Here is a 14,550-nt window from a genome sequence, read left to right as displayed (position 1 = left end):
GAGGGGCGAGCAGATCACGGCCCAGCCGTACCACGATCTGCTCGAAAGTGGTCTCGCCACGCACCACGAACGGCTGTGCGGAATCCACGAAACCGAACGCACCTTCACACAGCACACCGCTTCGCCCGGACTGCGCAATCGTCGCGGTCCCTTGAGTGATGAGACATAGCAACAGATCATCACCGGGATCGGACTCGATCATCGACGGCGTGCGGACCACCGTGTGCGGGTCGGCGCGCACCACACTCACCGAGATACTGCCCACCGGTCGCGCGACGATGTCCGCGGCAAAACCGTCGCTACCCGAGGGCCAGTCGACAGCCATCTCGCAGTAGGTGGAATCCAACGTCTGCGACCACAGCGCGCGCTGCTCGGTACTCGTCAGATCGCGGGTACTCAACGCCACGGTCGCCGGTTCAGGGTCCGTGCGCTCGCGGTCAACGAACGGTGCACTATCGGTCATTCTCTCTCCTCCGATCTGACCATAGTGTTCCAGATCACAGGGTTCATCAAGCCCGGTCGCCGTCATCACCGGATCGTCCGCCGGTCGATTCCGATGTCGATTCCGCATATCCGAACGGAGAAACCCATGACCACTGCGCAATCTCTGACTCCCGCATGGATCGAAGACATCACCATCGAACAGCTGGAGAACGATCCACACCAGGTGTACGAGCGGCTGCGGGCCGAGGCGCCCATCGCATACGTCCCGCAGTTGGGTCTGCACATCGTGTCCACCCGCGAACTGTGCATGGAGATCGCCAAGGACTCGGAGAACTGGCCCGCAGTGATCTCACCGGCCGGCGGGCGCACCTTCGGGGAGGGCGCCATCCTCAACACCAACGGTCCGGAGCATCAGAACCTGCGCGGCATGGTGGAGCCACACCTGCAGCCCGCCGCGGTGGACGGTTACATCGACGACCTGGTGCGCCCGTTCGCCCGGGAACGGCTGGCGGCCATCGAAGACAACGGCACCGCCGACATCGTCGCGGAGTACTTCGAACCGGTCAGTGTCCGGTCCCTGGGCGATCTACTCGGGCTCAACGACGTCAGCACCGACAAACTGCGCGAATGGTTCCACAAGCTCAGCGTCTCGTTCACCAACGCCGACATGACCGCCGACGGCGAGTTCGCCAACCCGGACGGCTTCATCCCCGGTGACGAGGCGAAGGCCGAGATCATCGCGCACCTCGATCCGAAGATCGATCACTGGATCGAGAATCCGGATCACACCGCGATTTCGCACTGGCTGCATGATGGGATGCCCGACGGTCAGACCCGCGACCGGTCGGTGATCTACCCGAACCTGTACGTGTTCCTGCTCGGCGCGATGCAGGAACCGGGCCACGCCATGGGCACCACCCTCGCCGGACTGTTCAGTCGGCCCGAACAGCTCGAACGTGTCATCGACGATCCGACGCTGATCCCGCGCGCGGTGGGGGAGGGTATGCGGTGGGTCGCACCGATCTGGTCGGCGGCCGTGAAGGTCGCCACCGATGAGGTCACCGTCGGCGGCGTGACGCTGCCCGCCGGGTCGCTGGTGATGCTGTCCTACGGGTCGGCCAACAACGACGAGCACGCCTACGACGCGCCCACCCGCTACGACCTGGACCGCACAGTGATCCCCAACATGACCTTCGGCGGCGGCGTACACGCCTGCGCCGGCACTTACTTCGCCAGCGCCGTGGTGCGCATCGCGCTAGAGGAACTGTTCGAGACGATCCCGAACATCGAACTCGATCCCGACCACGAGGTCAGCTTCTGGGGCTGGGGCTTCCGCGGCCCCAAGGAACTGCACGTCACCTGGGAGGTGTGAGCGATGACCATCACCATGCCCGCCGGCCCGCCGCACCGAGAGGCGACCATGAGCACGCACCGAGTGGAGATCAAGGGATCGGCCGACGCGTTCGACGTCGCCGACGGGCAACCCATTCTCGACGCCGCCCTGCGCGCCGGCGCGTGGATTCCGCATTCGTGCACGCAGGGTACCTGCGGTACCTGCAAGCTCAAGGTGCTGTGCGGATCGGTCGATCATCGCGAGTCGCCCGAGTACACGCTGACCGGCGCCGAACGCGCCGACGACCTCGCCCTGGCCTGCATGGCGACCCCGCAGTCCGATCTTGTCGTCGAGCCGACCGGTGCCGTCGACGACGGAGTGCCGCACCATCCGCTGCGCGACTACCTCGGCGAGGTCGTCGAGCTGTCAGATGTCGCGGCGAACACCCGCCGTCTCGTCGTCGACCTCGACGAGGACATGGCGTTCAACGCCGGCCAGTACTGCGAGCTGATCGTGCCCGGGCACGGCGTCGGCAGACAGTACTCGATGGCCAATCCGCCCGGTGAGCAGCGGCGACTCGAGTTCCACGTGAAACGAACACCGGGTGGGCTGGCCACCGACGGTTGGATCTTCGACTCGCTCGCGGTGGGCGACCGCATCGACCTCCGCGGTCCGCTGGGCCAGTTCAACCTGGTCCACCAGCAAGCCGAACCGGCCATCCTCATCGGCGGTGGAACCGGCCTCGCGCCGCTCAAATCCATTGTGCGACACGCTCTTGACCGCGAACTGGTGCCGGAGATGTACCTCTACCACGGTGGTCGCGGCCGTGCGGACCTGTACGACGTCGAGTTCTTCACCGACCTCGCCGCGCAGCACGAGCACTTCCATTACCGCCCGGCGCTCAGCGACGAGTCATGGGACGGCGCGACCGGCCTGGTCACCGACGTCGTGGTCGGCGACTTCCGCAGCTGTAAAGGCATGAGCGCCTACCTGTGCGGTCCGCCCGCCATGATCGACGCCGCGGTGAAGTCGCTCAAACGTCGCCGTATGGCGCCGCGGCTGATCTTCCGCGAGGAGTTCACCCCCGCCGCATCCGTCGCGACACCCTGACACCCACCCGAGAGGCACACCGATGTATCAGCTCACTGTCATCTACAACCAGCCCACCGACCCGGTGGCCTTCGACGAGCACTACGAGACCAAGCATGTGCGCCTGGTTAAAGCCATCCCCGGTGTCGAGCGGTTCTCGATGGGCCGGTGCGAATCACTCGACGGCAACCTGCCGGCCGCCTACGCGATTGCGACACTCACCTTCACATCGAAGGACGCGTGCGCCCAGGCGCTCGGCTCCGACGCCGGGCAGGCCGCTGCCGGTGACGTCCCCAACTTCGCCTCCGGCGGTGCCACGATGTACTTCGTCGACGAAACCACCACCGGCCCCTGACCGCCGATCGATCTCGATACGCGACTCACTCCGTTCGCCGCTACTCGATCAGCAGGAGAGACGCTCCAACTGCTGGTCGAGTAGTTCGAGGCGCCCCCGACTGCTGGTCGAGTAGTTCGTGGCGCTAGCCGAGAGCGTATCGAGACCAGTGCCGCCCACAGTGGATCTCGATACGCGACTCACTCCGTTCGCCGCTACTCGATCAGCAGGGGTTGGTAGGTCCTGCAAACTGCTGGTCGAGGAGTTCCAAACTGCTGGTCGAGTAGTTCGAGGCGCTAGCCGAGAACGTATCGAGACCAGTGCTACGGCCAGCGATCGACCTCATCCCCGACGCCCCTTCTTCGACAGCATCGGAAGGTCGTCGAGCCTGCCTTCGATCAGCGCGAGCCGCTTCGCCCGCGACCAGTTCTGGATGCGCTTCTCCAGCGCGAACGCCACATCGATAGATTCGCATTCTTGGTGGTAAGCCAACCGCACCGGCAACCGGGCAGACGTGTACACCGACCCACGACCCGAGTTGTGTTGCGCTAGTCGTAGTTCGAGATTCCGCGTGCTCCCGACGTAGAAGCTGCCATCGGCACATTCAAGGATGTAGACGAACGCCCCCATACGTCGACTATGCAGCCTGGAGCCATCGGTGCCGGATACTCATCCACAGGTGGTACTGGTCTCGATACGTCTCCTCGCTGCGCTCGTCGACTACTCGACCAGCAGGGAGCTGCCCCAACTGCTCGTCGACTACTAGACCAGCAGGGAGCTGCCCCGAGTAGTTCGAGGCGTTCGATGCAAGGGGGCGGGCCCACTGCTGGTCGAGTAGCCGTCGAGCCGCTAGGCGAGATGGCGTATCGAGACCAGTGCCCACTCTCGGAGGTCTCGATACGCGACTCACTTCGTTTCGCTGCTACTCGACCACCAGTTGGTGCGACTACCTACGCGCTGCGATCTCCGCCGCCCGCAACGCGCTTGCCGGGGTCCCGCCGATCGACCAGTTCTCGGGCGCGACTTCGACGATCTGTCCGCGCACCTGCTTCCGCTCGACCCCGAGTACGTCGACCACCACATCGGTGAGCGCGCTCGCCAACTCCTGACGTTGCTCCACCGTCCGCCCGGCCAACACGATGGCGGTGAAGTAGGGCGACACCGCAGCGCCCTCGTCGACGAGTCGCCCGCCGACCGCGACAGCTGTCGGCTCATAGTGCACGACGAAGACGCGGACACGGTCGATCGGCGAATCCAGCACACGCGCATAGGTTTCGCTGGCTGCTAGGGCAAGGCGACGCTCCTCGTCGGCGCTGAAGGTGTTGCGGGGCAGGTGAAAGTGGGCGACAGGCATGTCAGGTCCTTGGGGTCAGAGGAGTGAGTGGCGTACGCCGCCGTCGGCTGCGAGGGTGGCACTGTGCAGGACGGCGGCTTCCGGTGCGAGCAGCGTTTCCACCAGCCAAGCGATCTCGTCAAGGGTGGGCAGCCGACCCAGCGAGGTCTTGGCGCGGTAGTCGGCCCACACGTCGTCGACGCTGCGCCTGGATTCGGCGGCTTGCGTCTCCACCAGTGATCGTAGCCGTGGTGTATCGATAGGTCCGGGTGCGATGGTATGGGTGACAACGCCTTTCGGACCGTATAGCTTGCTGATCTGACGCATCAGGTTGAACAGCGCGGCGTTTGCGGTACCGGGTCCGGCGTCGAGCGGCCCCGGTTCTGCCCCCAGCGACCCGGCGATTGCCACGAAACTCGACCCATCCCGCACGTGATCACGCACCGCATGCAGCAAACGCACGGTGCCGGCCACCTTGATGTTCGCGGCCAACGCAAGCGCCGACGGCTCGATCGAATCGGCCGACCCGCGCACCGGAAGGCCTGCGGCGAACAGTGCCAACCGAACCGGTCCGGCGAGACTCGAGCGGATGGTGTCGACGGCGTCGTCGGAGCCGATGTCGGCCACGCACGGCACGATCCGGTCGCTCGACGTCGCCAGCTTCTCCAGTTCGTCGGCGCTGCGCGCGACCGCCACAACTCGATAACCAGTGCGTGCGAGGCGTTCGGTGATCACCGAGCCCATCGCGCCGGTCGCGCCGACGACCACGCACGTCTCCGTTGACGGCATCTTCATGCCCATCACTTCCGCAACCGGATGGTGACGGCACGCGGCTCGGTGAAGAACTCGCGCGAGTACTGCCCACCTTCGCGGCCCAGCCCGCTGATGCCTTCACCGCCGAACGGCAGGCGAAGGTCACGCTCGAAGAAGGTGTTGATCCAGACGGTGCCGGCCTTCCACCGAGCCGCCAGCCGGTGGGCGCGATTGAGGTTCTCGGTGAACAGGATTCCGGCGAGTCCGTAGGGGGAGTCGTTGGTGATGCGCAGTGCCTCCTCCTCGGTGTCGAAACCGATCACGGTCTCCACCGGACCGAAGATCTCTTCGCGCGCTGTGCGGGAGGTGTTGTCGAGCCCGGTGATGATGGTCGGCGGATAGTAGAAGCCGTTCGCATACGCGTCACCGGTGAGCCGTTCGCCGCCGGTGATCACCTTGCCGCCTTCCTCCTGCGCGAGTTCGACGTAGCCGTGCACCTTCTCCAGGTGGCGTTGCTCGATGAGTGGGCCCATGAACGACGACGCCTCCTTCGGGTCGCCGACCACCAGCTTGGGGGCCTCCTCAGTGAACCGCTCCAGGAACTCCTCGCGGATCGAGTTCTGCACCAGCAGCCGGGTACCTGACAGGCACACCTGCCCGTTACCACCGAAGATGGCCCGCAGTGACATCGGCACCGCCACATCGAGGTCAGCGTCGTCGAAGACGATGTTGGCCGACTTGCCGCCCATCTCCGCCGACACCGGGGTGTGGTTGGCGGCGGCGGCCTGCAGGATCTTCACGCCGGTCGCGCTCGACCCGGTGAAGGTGATGCGATCGACCCGCGGGTCCGACGTGAGCGGTCCGGCGACGGCCTCGCCGCCGAAGCCGTGCACCACATTCAGCACCCCGGGTGGCAGTCCCGCCTCGAGGGCGATCTCGGCGAACCTGTTGGCGGTCAACGGTGTCTGCGGGGCCGGTTTGAGCACCACGGTGTTGCCGAACGCCAACGCGGGCGCGATCTTCCAGGTGGCCAGCATCAGTGGCGCATTCCATGGACTGATCGCCGACACCACTCCGGCCGGCGGGTACAGCACATACGACAGCAGGTCACCGTCCGGGTAGGCCTCGTTGGCCGCCATCGACACATAGTCGGCGAAGAAGCGCAGGTTGTGCGCCACACGAGGGATCTCGGCATGCAGCGACTGGGTGATCGTCTTGCCGCCGTCGCGGGTTTCGAGCATCGCCAGTTCCTCGCGGTGCGCGTCGACCGCATCGGCCACCTGATGCAGGATCTTGGCCCGCTCCTTGGGTGCCATCTGCGACCATCCGCCCTCGTCGAAGGTGCGGCGGGCGGCGGTGATCGCCTCAGCGCCATCGTCGGCGGTGCCGCGGGCGACCGTGCCGAGCAGTGCGCCGTCGTGCGGGTCGCGGGTCTCGAAGGTCGCGCCGTCCGAGGCGGACTTCCAGTCGCCGCCGATCAGATGCTTGACGTCGATCGGGCTGGACGGTGATGTGGTCATACGGTTGCCACCTCCGGGGTCTCGTAGGTGCGTCCGGCCAGTTCGGAGGCGACGTCGATGATCATGTCCTCCTGACCGCCGATCACCCCGCGACGGCCGAGTTCGAGCAGGATGTCGCGGGTGGGAAGGCCGAACTTCTTGGCCGCGCGTTTGGTGGGGTGGAAGAACGTGGAGTACACCCCGGCATAGCCGAGGACCAGCGCGGTTTCGTCGACGATCTGCGGTTCTGTCATCAACGGCGCGACGACGTGCTCGGCGGTGTCGATGAGACCGAACAGGTCGACGTTCGTGCGCCATCCGGCTCGTTCGAACGCGGCGGCCAGCACCTCGGTCTGCGCGTTGCCCGCGCTCGCGCCGAGACCGCGCAGCGACCCGTCGATGTAGGTGGCGCCGTTCTCCGCAGCGGTCAAGGCATTCGCGATCCCGACGCCGAGGTTGTTGTGGGCGTGGAAGCCGATGTGCGCGTTGATCGCGCTTCGCAAGGCGGCGACCCGTGCACCGGCCTGCTGCGGCACCATCGCGCCGGCGGAGTCGACCACGTAGACGACGTCGGCGCCATAGGAATCCAGCTTGGCGGCCTGCTCGGCCAGCGGCTCGGGCTCGAGTTTGTGACTCATCATCAGAAAGCACATGACGGTGAGGCCCTTGCTCTTCGCCCACTCGACTGGCTGCTGGGCGCAGTCGGCTTCGGTGCAATGCACCGCAACCCGCACGGTGCGGATGCCGGCGTCGATGGCGCCCTGAAGTTCGGTGAGGGTGGCGATGCCGGGCACGTACAGGGCGGCGATGTCGGCGTGTTCGACGGCGCCGACCGCGGCGCGGATGTATTCGGGGTCGGTGGCTGCGGCCTGGCCATACTGGATGGACGACGCGCCCAGTCCGATGCCGTGCGCCACCTCGATGGTCGGCACACCGGCCCGGTCGAGTCCGGCGGCGATGGCGGCGACGTTGTCGGTGGTGAACTGGTGCGACACGCTGGACATGCCGTCACGCAGCGTGGTGTCGACCAGGGTCACCGCCTGGGTCGAATCGGCGTTGGTGGTCACTGTGCTGCTCCTGTCACGAGATTCTGTTGGGCCATCACATCGGCCACCCGGGTGGCCGCAGCGGTGATGATGTCGAGGTTGCCGGCGTAGGTGGGCAGGAAGTCGCCGGCGCCGACGACCTCGAGCATGACCGTCACCAGATCGCCCTCGACGTCGACGAGCTTGAGCGAGTAGCCGGGTACGTACCGTTGCACCTCTCCGACCATGTCGATCACCGCGCGCTCGATGGCGGCGGCATCGGGGTTGCGGACGCGGGCGTAGACGGTGTCACGCATGTTCATCGGCGGTTCGGCGGGATTGATCACCGAGATCGCCTTGGCGCGGTCGGCGCCGGCCACCTGCGCCAGTGCGCGGCCGGTCTTCTCGCTGAACTCACTCAGATTCTGCCGAGTGCCGGGGCCGGCGCTCTTGGACGCGATCGCCGCCACGATCTCCCCATAGGACGCGTCGGCGACCTCGTTGATCGCGTACAGGATCGGGATGGTCGCCTGGCCGGCGCAGCTCACCATATTCACATTCGGCGCCTGCAGGTGCTCGGAAAGATTCACCGCGGGAACCACATACGGACCCACCGAGGCCGGTGTCAGATCGATTGCGACGATCCCGGCTTCGGCATACCGCGGCGCCGCGGCGGAATGGATCTTCGCCGACGTCGCCTCGAACACGAGATCTGGCAGCTCGGACTGTGCGAGCAGCCACTCGATCCCATCGGCTGAGCTGTCCAGTCCGGCAGCCCGTGCCCGCGCAAGCCCTTCGCTGTCAGGGTCGATACCCACCATCGCCACCGGGTCCACGTGCTCGGACCGCAGCAGTTTGTACATCAGATCGGTGCCGATGTTTCCCGACCCGACGATCGCGGCCGTCAATCGACTCATCTTCGTTCTCCTTCACTCGCTGTCGCGTTGGCTCGACCGTACGAAGATCCGCTGTGCCGGAGGGGCGTCGACCGGACTGCCCGAATTCCGGCATCGGATGTGCCGACGGTGTTCGGCCATCCCGAATGGCCGTGACCCGGGTCACAGGAGCGCGGCATGCTCGGGTCATCCACCGATGGAGCGGCCCCAGGGAACCCCCGGTGCCGGACGATTCACCACAGGAGTACCGATGAGCGAGAACACAGACCGATTCGAGATCGCCCACCTCGCGCGGGTCGAACTGTTCAGCCCGAAGCCACAGGAGACCGAGGACTTCTTCACCCGGTTCCTCGGCATGTATGTCACGCAGCGCGAGGGGCAGTCGGTGTACCTGCGCGGCTACGAGGACCCCTACCAGTGGAGCCTGAAGATCACCGAATCCGATCAGGCCGGCATGGGACACGCCGCGCTACGCACCAGCTCCCCCGAGGCACTGGAACGTCGGGTGAAGTCCCTCAAGGACGGCAACGTCGACGGCAGGTGGTCGGAGGATCAGTTCGGCTTCGGGAAGACCTTCGAGTATCACTCCGCCGACGGCCACAACCTGTCACTGGTGTGGGAGGCCGAGAAGTATGTGGCGCCTGAGGAACTGCGGAGCAAGATCCTGTCGCGCCCGTCGAAGAAGCCGCTGTCGGGTATCCCGGTCAAGCGCATCGACCACCTGAATCTGATGGCGTCGAATGTGACCTCGGTCAAGAACGAGTTCGAACGCCACCTCGGTTTCCGCACCACCGAACGCGTCGTCGATGGCGACGAGGAGATCGGCGCCTGGATGAGCTCCAACATCCTGGGCCACGAGGTCGCCTGTATGCGTGACATGACCGGCGGGCGAGGCAAACTGCATCACGTCGCCTTCTACTACGGGACCGGTCAGCACAACATGGATGCTGCAGAGATGTTCCGCGACTACGACGTCCAGATCGAAGCCGGCCCCGACGTACACGGCATCACCCAGGGCCAGTTCCTTTACGTCTTCGAGCCCGGCGGCAACCGGATCGAACTGTTCGGCGAGGCCGGCTACCTGCACCTCGACCCCGACGCGCAGACCAAGACATGGCAGATGTCCGACATCGACACCGGCCTCGCCATCGGCGGCGCCAAGCTGCCGTGGGAAACCTACTTCACCTACGGCACCCCGAGCCCGCTGTCGCTGGATCAGCACATCGAACAGTTCGCGCACTTCGGGCCGGGCGCCGAGCCGGCCGCAGTCGCCGAAGCGGTCGAGGAGACCCCGATCGAGATCGACCACTCGCGGGCCGTCGCGGGGGCGCCGGCCTGACGGAACGTCTCTCGCGCGTCTAGCGTGCGCTCGCGCGCGAAGCTTCACGCGCGCAAGAACGACCGGCGCGCGAAGTCCTCCGCCGATGGTGGTGCATCCTTACGGCACCGCCATCGGCGCCAGACTGTTCCCCTGCGGGATCGTCGCGCAGTTACTGCGGGTCGGCACCCCGTTGAACCGTTCGGTCAGATACGGCAGGGCCTGCGCCTCGAACACCGGGAACGCTTGCCCGTGGGTGTGCCCGTCGTACTGGGCGTAGGTGACATCGACTCCGCGGGTGCAGTATTCGTGTGCCAGGCCCACCACGTCGCCGGTGACCATGATGGTGTCGCCGATGGCGTCGCTGTTTCCGACGGCCAGGAACAGCGGCGAGCGCGGGGTACCGGCAGTGCCCATGATGTTGTCGTTGACTGCGCGGACCACCTCGGGCACGTCGAGCAGCCCGGAGTAGGGCGGTTTCACCATGTCGGCGCTGGTGAGTCCGGGATAGTTGCCGGCGAATTCGACGATGCACTCATCGCTGACCTGCTGGGAGGTCTGCTTGCCGCGGGTGGAGAGGAAGGAGTCGACGTCGAGGTCGTAGGTGCGTTGGTAGGCGACCACGAGTGCAGGGATCACCCCGGCCCACTGGTCGCTGCCGTTGATGTAGGGCAGGTTGTGCGCGAGGTCGACGGGCAGGCCGCCCGCGGCGGTGCCGACGATGTTGAGCTCGGGTGCATAGCGCGGCGCGATCTCGGCGCCCCACTGGGTCGGCACCGAACCACCGGAGTAACCGACCAGGCCCACCGGCGTGGAGTCGGGGACCCGCAGGAAAATTTGCGCGGCGCGGACGCCGTCGAGTGCGGCGTACCCCGACTGCCGGCCGATGGTCCATTCGAGGTCCTCGCCCTCGTAGTCGGGCGCCACCACGGTGTAGCCGGCGGCGAGATAGCCCGCGATCACGCCCTGTTCGGCGGTGTTCAGCGAGTTCGCGTAGCCACCGCTGAGGGTGTACGACGGATCGCACTTGGAGCCGAGCGCGTCATAGGCCATGTGGTAGGACACCAGCTTTGTGGGCCCGGGCGTCAAGGGGCGCAACACGGTTGCGACGGTGACGGCGCCATCGCCGGCTTGATCGGTGGTCCGATACAGCACCTGGGTCCCGGTGATCGGGCTGTCGAGCGTGGGGGTGCGGAACGTCATCGGCCGCGACCGCAGTACCGTTCCGGGTTCGATGTTCTCCAGTGGGCCGGTGTAGCGGTAGAAGGGGTCGGCCGACGGCAACGGTGAGCCCGGGCCGGGTGCGGCGATCGCCGACGGTGCCGCGGCGAACACCACCGATCCGAGAGCCAGTCCGAGGATGACGAGGACACGAAGCAGCGCAAGGCGGGTGACACGGGCCATGCACGGAGTTAATCAGGTGCGGTTGCGATGCGCCGAGGTTCCCGTGTCGTGATGGAAGGGCCGGGGTAGCGGGCCGGCGCGCGCCTACGAGCTGAACATATTGAAGCTCTCGAGGGAGCCGAACAGATTCGGTGAGGTCCGCGGCGTTCTCGGCGCGATACTGGGACCGTTCGGGACGTTCCGAGCGGTGGGTTTGTTCGGAATCAGGTGTGGCTCGCTGGAGGGTTTGGCCACGCCGGTCACGGTCAGCAGACTGCGGGGGCCGGTGAATCCATCGCACAGCCACCGCACGGAGTAGTTCCCCGCCGGTACGGCCGCGACTGTGTACACGATGCTGCTGCGTGGGGCTACGTTGCCATATGGGGTGGAGAACCTGACGTCTCCTTCGAGGCGACCGCCGCACCTGTTGGGCTTGTCGAGGTTGTTGTCGATGCGAAAGACCACCACGTTGGCCGAGGGGTTGGTGATTGCTCCGGTTGGTGGAGGTGAAGCTGCCTGGACGGTAGCAGCGCCCACCGACAATGCGGCGCCGGTAACAATAGCCAGTCCGACTGATATGCGTGTAGTCCTACGCATGGGATGTTCCTTCGAGCGGGTTGTGAATCCCCCCACCACGCTCCCATGACATCAGACGAGCAGCGGGGGCCGCTAGATGCGAAGCGCAGGTTCGTACGAATAGGCTACGTGCGCAATGGTTTAGCGGCACTCAGTTAGTTAACTGAACGAGCGACGCTGGTGTAAATCGGTTCCGGCCCTGCCGCTGAGTTCGTCCGCCGGATATCGCCAAACGCTCCCTGCGTTGGCGTGACTTCCAGATCGCTATCCTGGTGCCGGGAGCTCCAGCGCTTCTTGTCGAATCCAGTTTCGGGTCCCCGTTCCACACTGGACGATCCGCTGTCCGACCCGCTGGCCGTGGAGCCATATCGCATTCGTCTTCCGCGGCATCACCAAACCTCCGCGCAACCGGGGAGTCGGACGAAACCCGAGCGATCAACGGCACGTCCCCGAAGCCGAGTCCAGGCCTGATCGTCTTGGTCTGCTCACGGTCCGAGATCAGCTCGGAGTGGCGATCAGCGCGTCTCGAAGCGCGCCGAGAGAAATCGCTCGGCTGCTCTACCGTCGGCCAACTCATCGCGATCCTCAGGAGTCAGCCAATAGTGCCGCAACATCCAAAACAGCGTTATACCCCCCTGGGTATACGAATCGGGGGTGTCCAACGTGAACGTGCTTCCATCGACGGCGACGATCGTTATCGGACACCCGGAGTTGGACTTTCCATGGGGAAGGTAGTCAAGGATTGCATCGATGTCATCCCACCGGAAGGAAGTCCACCGCTTCCCGTTGTACAAGTCGAGGTGATTGCTGTCCAGCGTGATACGCGGGCCGCCGTGCCGGAGAGAGCGAATCAGGGCGGGCACACAGAGGGCGGCTACGAATGCAGCGCCGATAGAGAAGAACAGCCTCTGGCCGTCGGTCAACTCGAGATCGACGAGGTGCAGAGGTGCGAGAACTGCAAACAGGGTGCCGCTCAGAATCATTCCGCATACGGCGGCCAAGACGTAGTACGCGCACCGCGAATCCGGTTCGAGCACTGTTGTGCTATTGGCAACATCGACTCGGGATATCACTGACTTGCTGATCTTTGTCCGATACATGTTAGCGGCCAGGCCAAAGGTGAATATGCTTGCGCCGAAGGCAATGAGGCTCGTCAATGGTTCGCCGTTGGCGAGGGTTCTGATGAGCCAGTTCACACACAACAAGCCCATGACGCCGAGCGCGATTGCAACGGTGGTCATCAATCGCCGCCGGTCGGACCAGCGACTAGGCGCGGATAGGGAGTTCACGGACATACCACCCTCGCGATCTTGCCTCCGACCCAACCGCCCGCCCAACTGCCCAGCATGGATCCTCCAGCGGCTCCAGCCACGGCGGCGGGTGCAGACGCGACGCCCGCGCCAGCGGCTGCGCCGCCGAATCCGCCGACGGCACCGCCTGCAGCGCTACCGACAATGCCAAATGTTCCGGCGATTGCTGCCTCGCACTTCTGCCCTGCGTCTGCAGTCGCGACATCGTAGATCGTGGTAGCGATCCCGAGTGCCGGGCCAGCGAATTTCATTCCGACGCCGACCTTCTTGACGTCGTCCCCGCTTAGCGTCGGTATGCCGCCACCGCGCTTCGCGTACTCGTCGAGGCCGCTTGTCGCGCCACCGACGGTGGTGAGTGCAGGGTGAGTGAAGAAGGGACTATCGGCCGGAATGTCCCCGGCGCGTCCATCGGCCGTGGTTACTCGACCGACCTTGTAGCCGTCTTCCCACTCTTCGGCGTACACGTTCGTTCCATCGGCCCACGTGGTCGACATGAACTTCGTGCCTTCGAAGTTCTCCCAGGATCGGCTCTTCGAGATCTCCTTGCCGTTCCTGTCGTAATGCAGGACGCGGACGTCGTTGAAGACCGACGCCGCGACGGGGCCGCGATACGGATTCATGAGGATGTGTTCTTGCCTGCTGCCATCCTGCATATGCAGCGTCGTGACACGGTTGCCCTCGGCATCTTCATGCTCGGTGGTCTCGCGCACGGTTACGCCCATGTCTTCTGAGCGCATGAGTATCTGTTGATACAGGCCCATCGGGTTGCGGGGATTGGGTACCTCATCAGCAGGTCTCGCTGTACCGGGCAAAGGAATGATCGGTGTCGGTAGCTCGAAACCGTGGGCCTTCGCAGCGGCGACGACCGCATCCGCAGTGTGCTCATCGGCATCGCCGACCGCTAGCAGCATGCGGTTGACGACTTCCTGTTCTGCGATCGCGCGCTCAGCAAGTTCATCAGCTTCCTCGGCCGACATCGGAGCGGCCTTGATCAGCACGACCCACGCGTTGGTGACCCAGAGATCGCCAGAGTCGATCTCGTCTGCCTTCGCGAGAAGTGACATCCGTGCGTCGCCGATCGGGCCGGTCCCAGACCCAATCGCAGACGCAACACTGGTTGAGTTGCCGGACAGTTGAGCGGCCGCAGTGGTAGCGCGGCCAAACATTGCGACTGCGGCGTCATGGGAACCGCCAGCCCACCCGTTCATCTCGGGCGAGGTCTGACATGCGTTGTCAACCCTCGTCACCGCACCAGCA

General features: G+C 65.2%; 14 protein-coding genes. 4 read left to right on the top strand and 10 right to left on the bottom strand.

Features of this window, described 5'->3' with window-relative positions; translation table 11 throughout:
• The coding region (locus OSB52_RS19830) for a cupin domain-containing protein (RefSeq protein WP_443673199.1) at window positions 1–463 on the bottom strand (463 nt) is incomplete at its 3' end.
• A gap of 126 nt (window positions 464–589) precedes the next feature.
• Between OSB52_RS19830 and OSB52_RS19825 the strand changes: the two genes are divergently transcribed.
• From OSB52_RS19825 to OSB52_RS19815, 3 genes are read left to right on the top strand one after another with little or no spacing between them, the layout of a single operon-like run.
• The gene (locus tag OSB52_RS19825) at window positions 590–1,816 is read left to right on the top strand and encodes a cytochrome P450 (protein WP_266063240.1); all 1,227 of its coding nucleotides are present in this window, start codon (window positions 590–592) and stop codon (window positions 1,814–1,816) included.
• Between the two features lie 3 nt (window positions 1,817–1,819).
• A complete protein-coding gene (locus OSB52_RS19820; RefSeq protein ID WP_372512455.1) occupies window positions 1,820–2,887 on the top strand; it encodes an NADH:ubiquinone reductase (Na(+)-transporting) subunit F in 1,068 nt (355 codons plus the stop codon).
• Between the two features lie 22 nt (window positions 2,888–2,909).
• On the top strand, window positions 2,910–3,221 hold the full coding sequence (locus OSB52_RS19815; RefSeq protein WP_266063239.1) for an EthD family reductase: 312 nt from the start codon (window positions 2,910–2,912) through the stop codon (window positions 3,219–3,221).
• A 321-nt stretch (window positions 3,222–3,542) separates the two neighbouring features.
• Here OSB52_RS19815 and OSB52_RS19810 read toward each other — a convergent pair whose 3' ends face one another.
• The 6 genes from OSB52_RS19810 to OSB52_RS19785 all read right to left on the bottom strand — a co-directional run bounded on the left by OSB52_RS19810 (window position 3,543) and on the right by OSB52_RS19785 (window position 8,727).
• Entirely contained in the window at window positions 3,543–3,830 is a 288-nt protein-coding gene (locus tag OSB52_RS19810) for a GIY-YIG nuclease family protein (RefSeq protein WP_266063238.1), read from the bottom strand.
• A 316-nt stretch (window positions 3,831–4,146) separates the two neighbouring features.
• A complete protein-coding gene (locus OSB52_RS19805) occupies window positions 4,147–4,554 on the bottom strand; it encodes a tautomerase family protein (protein ID WP_266063237.1) in 408 nt (135 codons plus the stop codon).
• A 15-nt stretch (window positions 4,555–4,569) separates the two neighbouring features.
• Window positions 4,570–5,322 (bottom strand): SDR family NAD(P)-dependent oxidoreductase, encoded by a 753-nt coding sequence (locus tag OSB52_RS19800; RefSeq protein WP_266063244.1) that lies wholly within the window; start codon window positions 5,320–5,322, stop codon window positions 4,570–4,572.
• An 11-nt stretch (window positions 5,323–5,333) separates the two neighbouring features.
• Entirely contained in the window at window positions 5,334–6,806 is a 1,473-nt protein-coding gene (locus tag OSB52_RS19795; protein WP_266063236.1) for an aldehyde dehydrogenase, read from the bottom strand.
• The gene (gene dmpG, locus OSB52_RS19790; RefSeq protein ID WP_266063235.1) at window positions 6,803–7,852 is read right to left on the bottom strand and encodes a 4-hydroxy-2-oxovalerate aldolase; all 1,050 of its coding nucleotides are present in this window, start codon (window positions 7,850–7,852) and stop codon (window positions 6,803–6,805) included. Before dmpG ends, OSB52_RS19795 begins: the two co-directional genes overlap by 4 nt.
• Window positions 7,849–8,727, bottom strand: a complete 879-nt coding sequence (locus OSB52_RS19785; protein WP_235721556.1) for an acetaldehyde dehydrogenase (acetylating) — start codon at window positions 8,725–8,727, stop codon at window positions 7,849–7,851. The genes dmpG and OSB52_RS19785 overlap by 4 nt, the downstream gene beginning before the upstream one ends.
• A 229-nt stretch (window positions 8,728–8,956) precedes the next feature.
• Here OSB52_RS19785 and OSB52_RS19780 point away from each other — a divergent pair, with 229 nt between their 5' ends.
• Window positions 8,957–10,045, top strand: coding sequence for a VOC family protein (locus OSB52_RS19780; RefSeq protein ID WP_266063234.1), 1,089 nt, complete (start codon window positions 8,957–8,959; stop codon window positions 10,043–10,045).
• A gap of 99 nt (window positions 10,046–10,144) precedes the next feature.
• Here the strand turns inward: OSB52_RS19780 and OSB52_RS19775 are convergent, their stop codons facing one another.
• The 3 genes from OSB52_RS19775 to OSB52_RS19765 all read right to left on the bottom strand — a co-directional run bounded on the left by OSB52_RS19775 (window position 10,145) and on the right by OSB52_RS19765 (window position 14,357).
• On the bottom strand, window positions 10,145–11,428 hold the full coding sequence (locus OSB52_RS19775; protein ID WP_266063233.1) for a lipase family protein: 1,284 nt from the start codon (window positions 11,426–11,428) through the stop codon (window positions 10,145–10,147).
• 1,070 nt (window positions 11,429–12,498) lie between these two features.
• Window positions 12,499–13,224, bottom strand: a complete 726-nt coding sequence (locus OSB52_RS19770) for a hypothetical protein (RefSeq protein ID WP_266063232.1) — start codon at window positions 13,222–13,224, stop codon at window positions 12,499–12,501.
• A gap of 44 nt (window positions 13,225–13,268) precedes the next feature.
• The gene (locus OSB52_RS19765) at window positions 13,269–14,357 is read right to left on the bottom strand and encodes a hypothetical protein (protein ID WP_266063230.1); all 1,089 of its coding nucleotides are present in this window, start codon (window positions 14,355–14,357) and stop codon (window positions 13,269–13,271) included.
• Window positions 14,358–14,550: the final 193 nt, after the last annotated feature.

The organism is Gordonia aquimaris (genome assembly GCF_026262595.1).
Lineage (GTDB): Bacteria > Actinomycetota > Actinomycetes > Mycobacteriales > Mycobacteriaceae > Gordonia > Gordonia tangerina.
The sequence above is the reverse complement of the archived record's forward strand: the minus strand, read 5'-3'. Positions and strand labels throughout refer to the sequence as shown.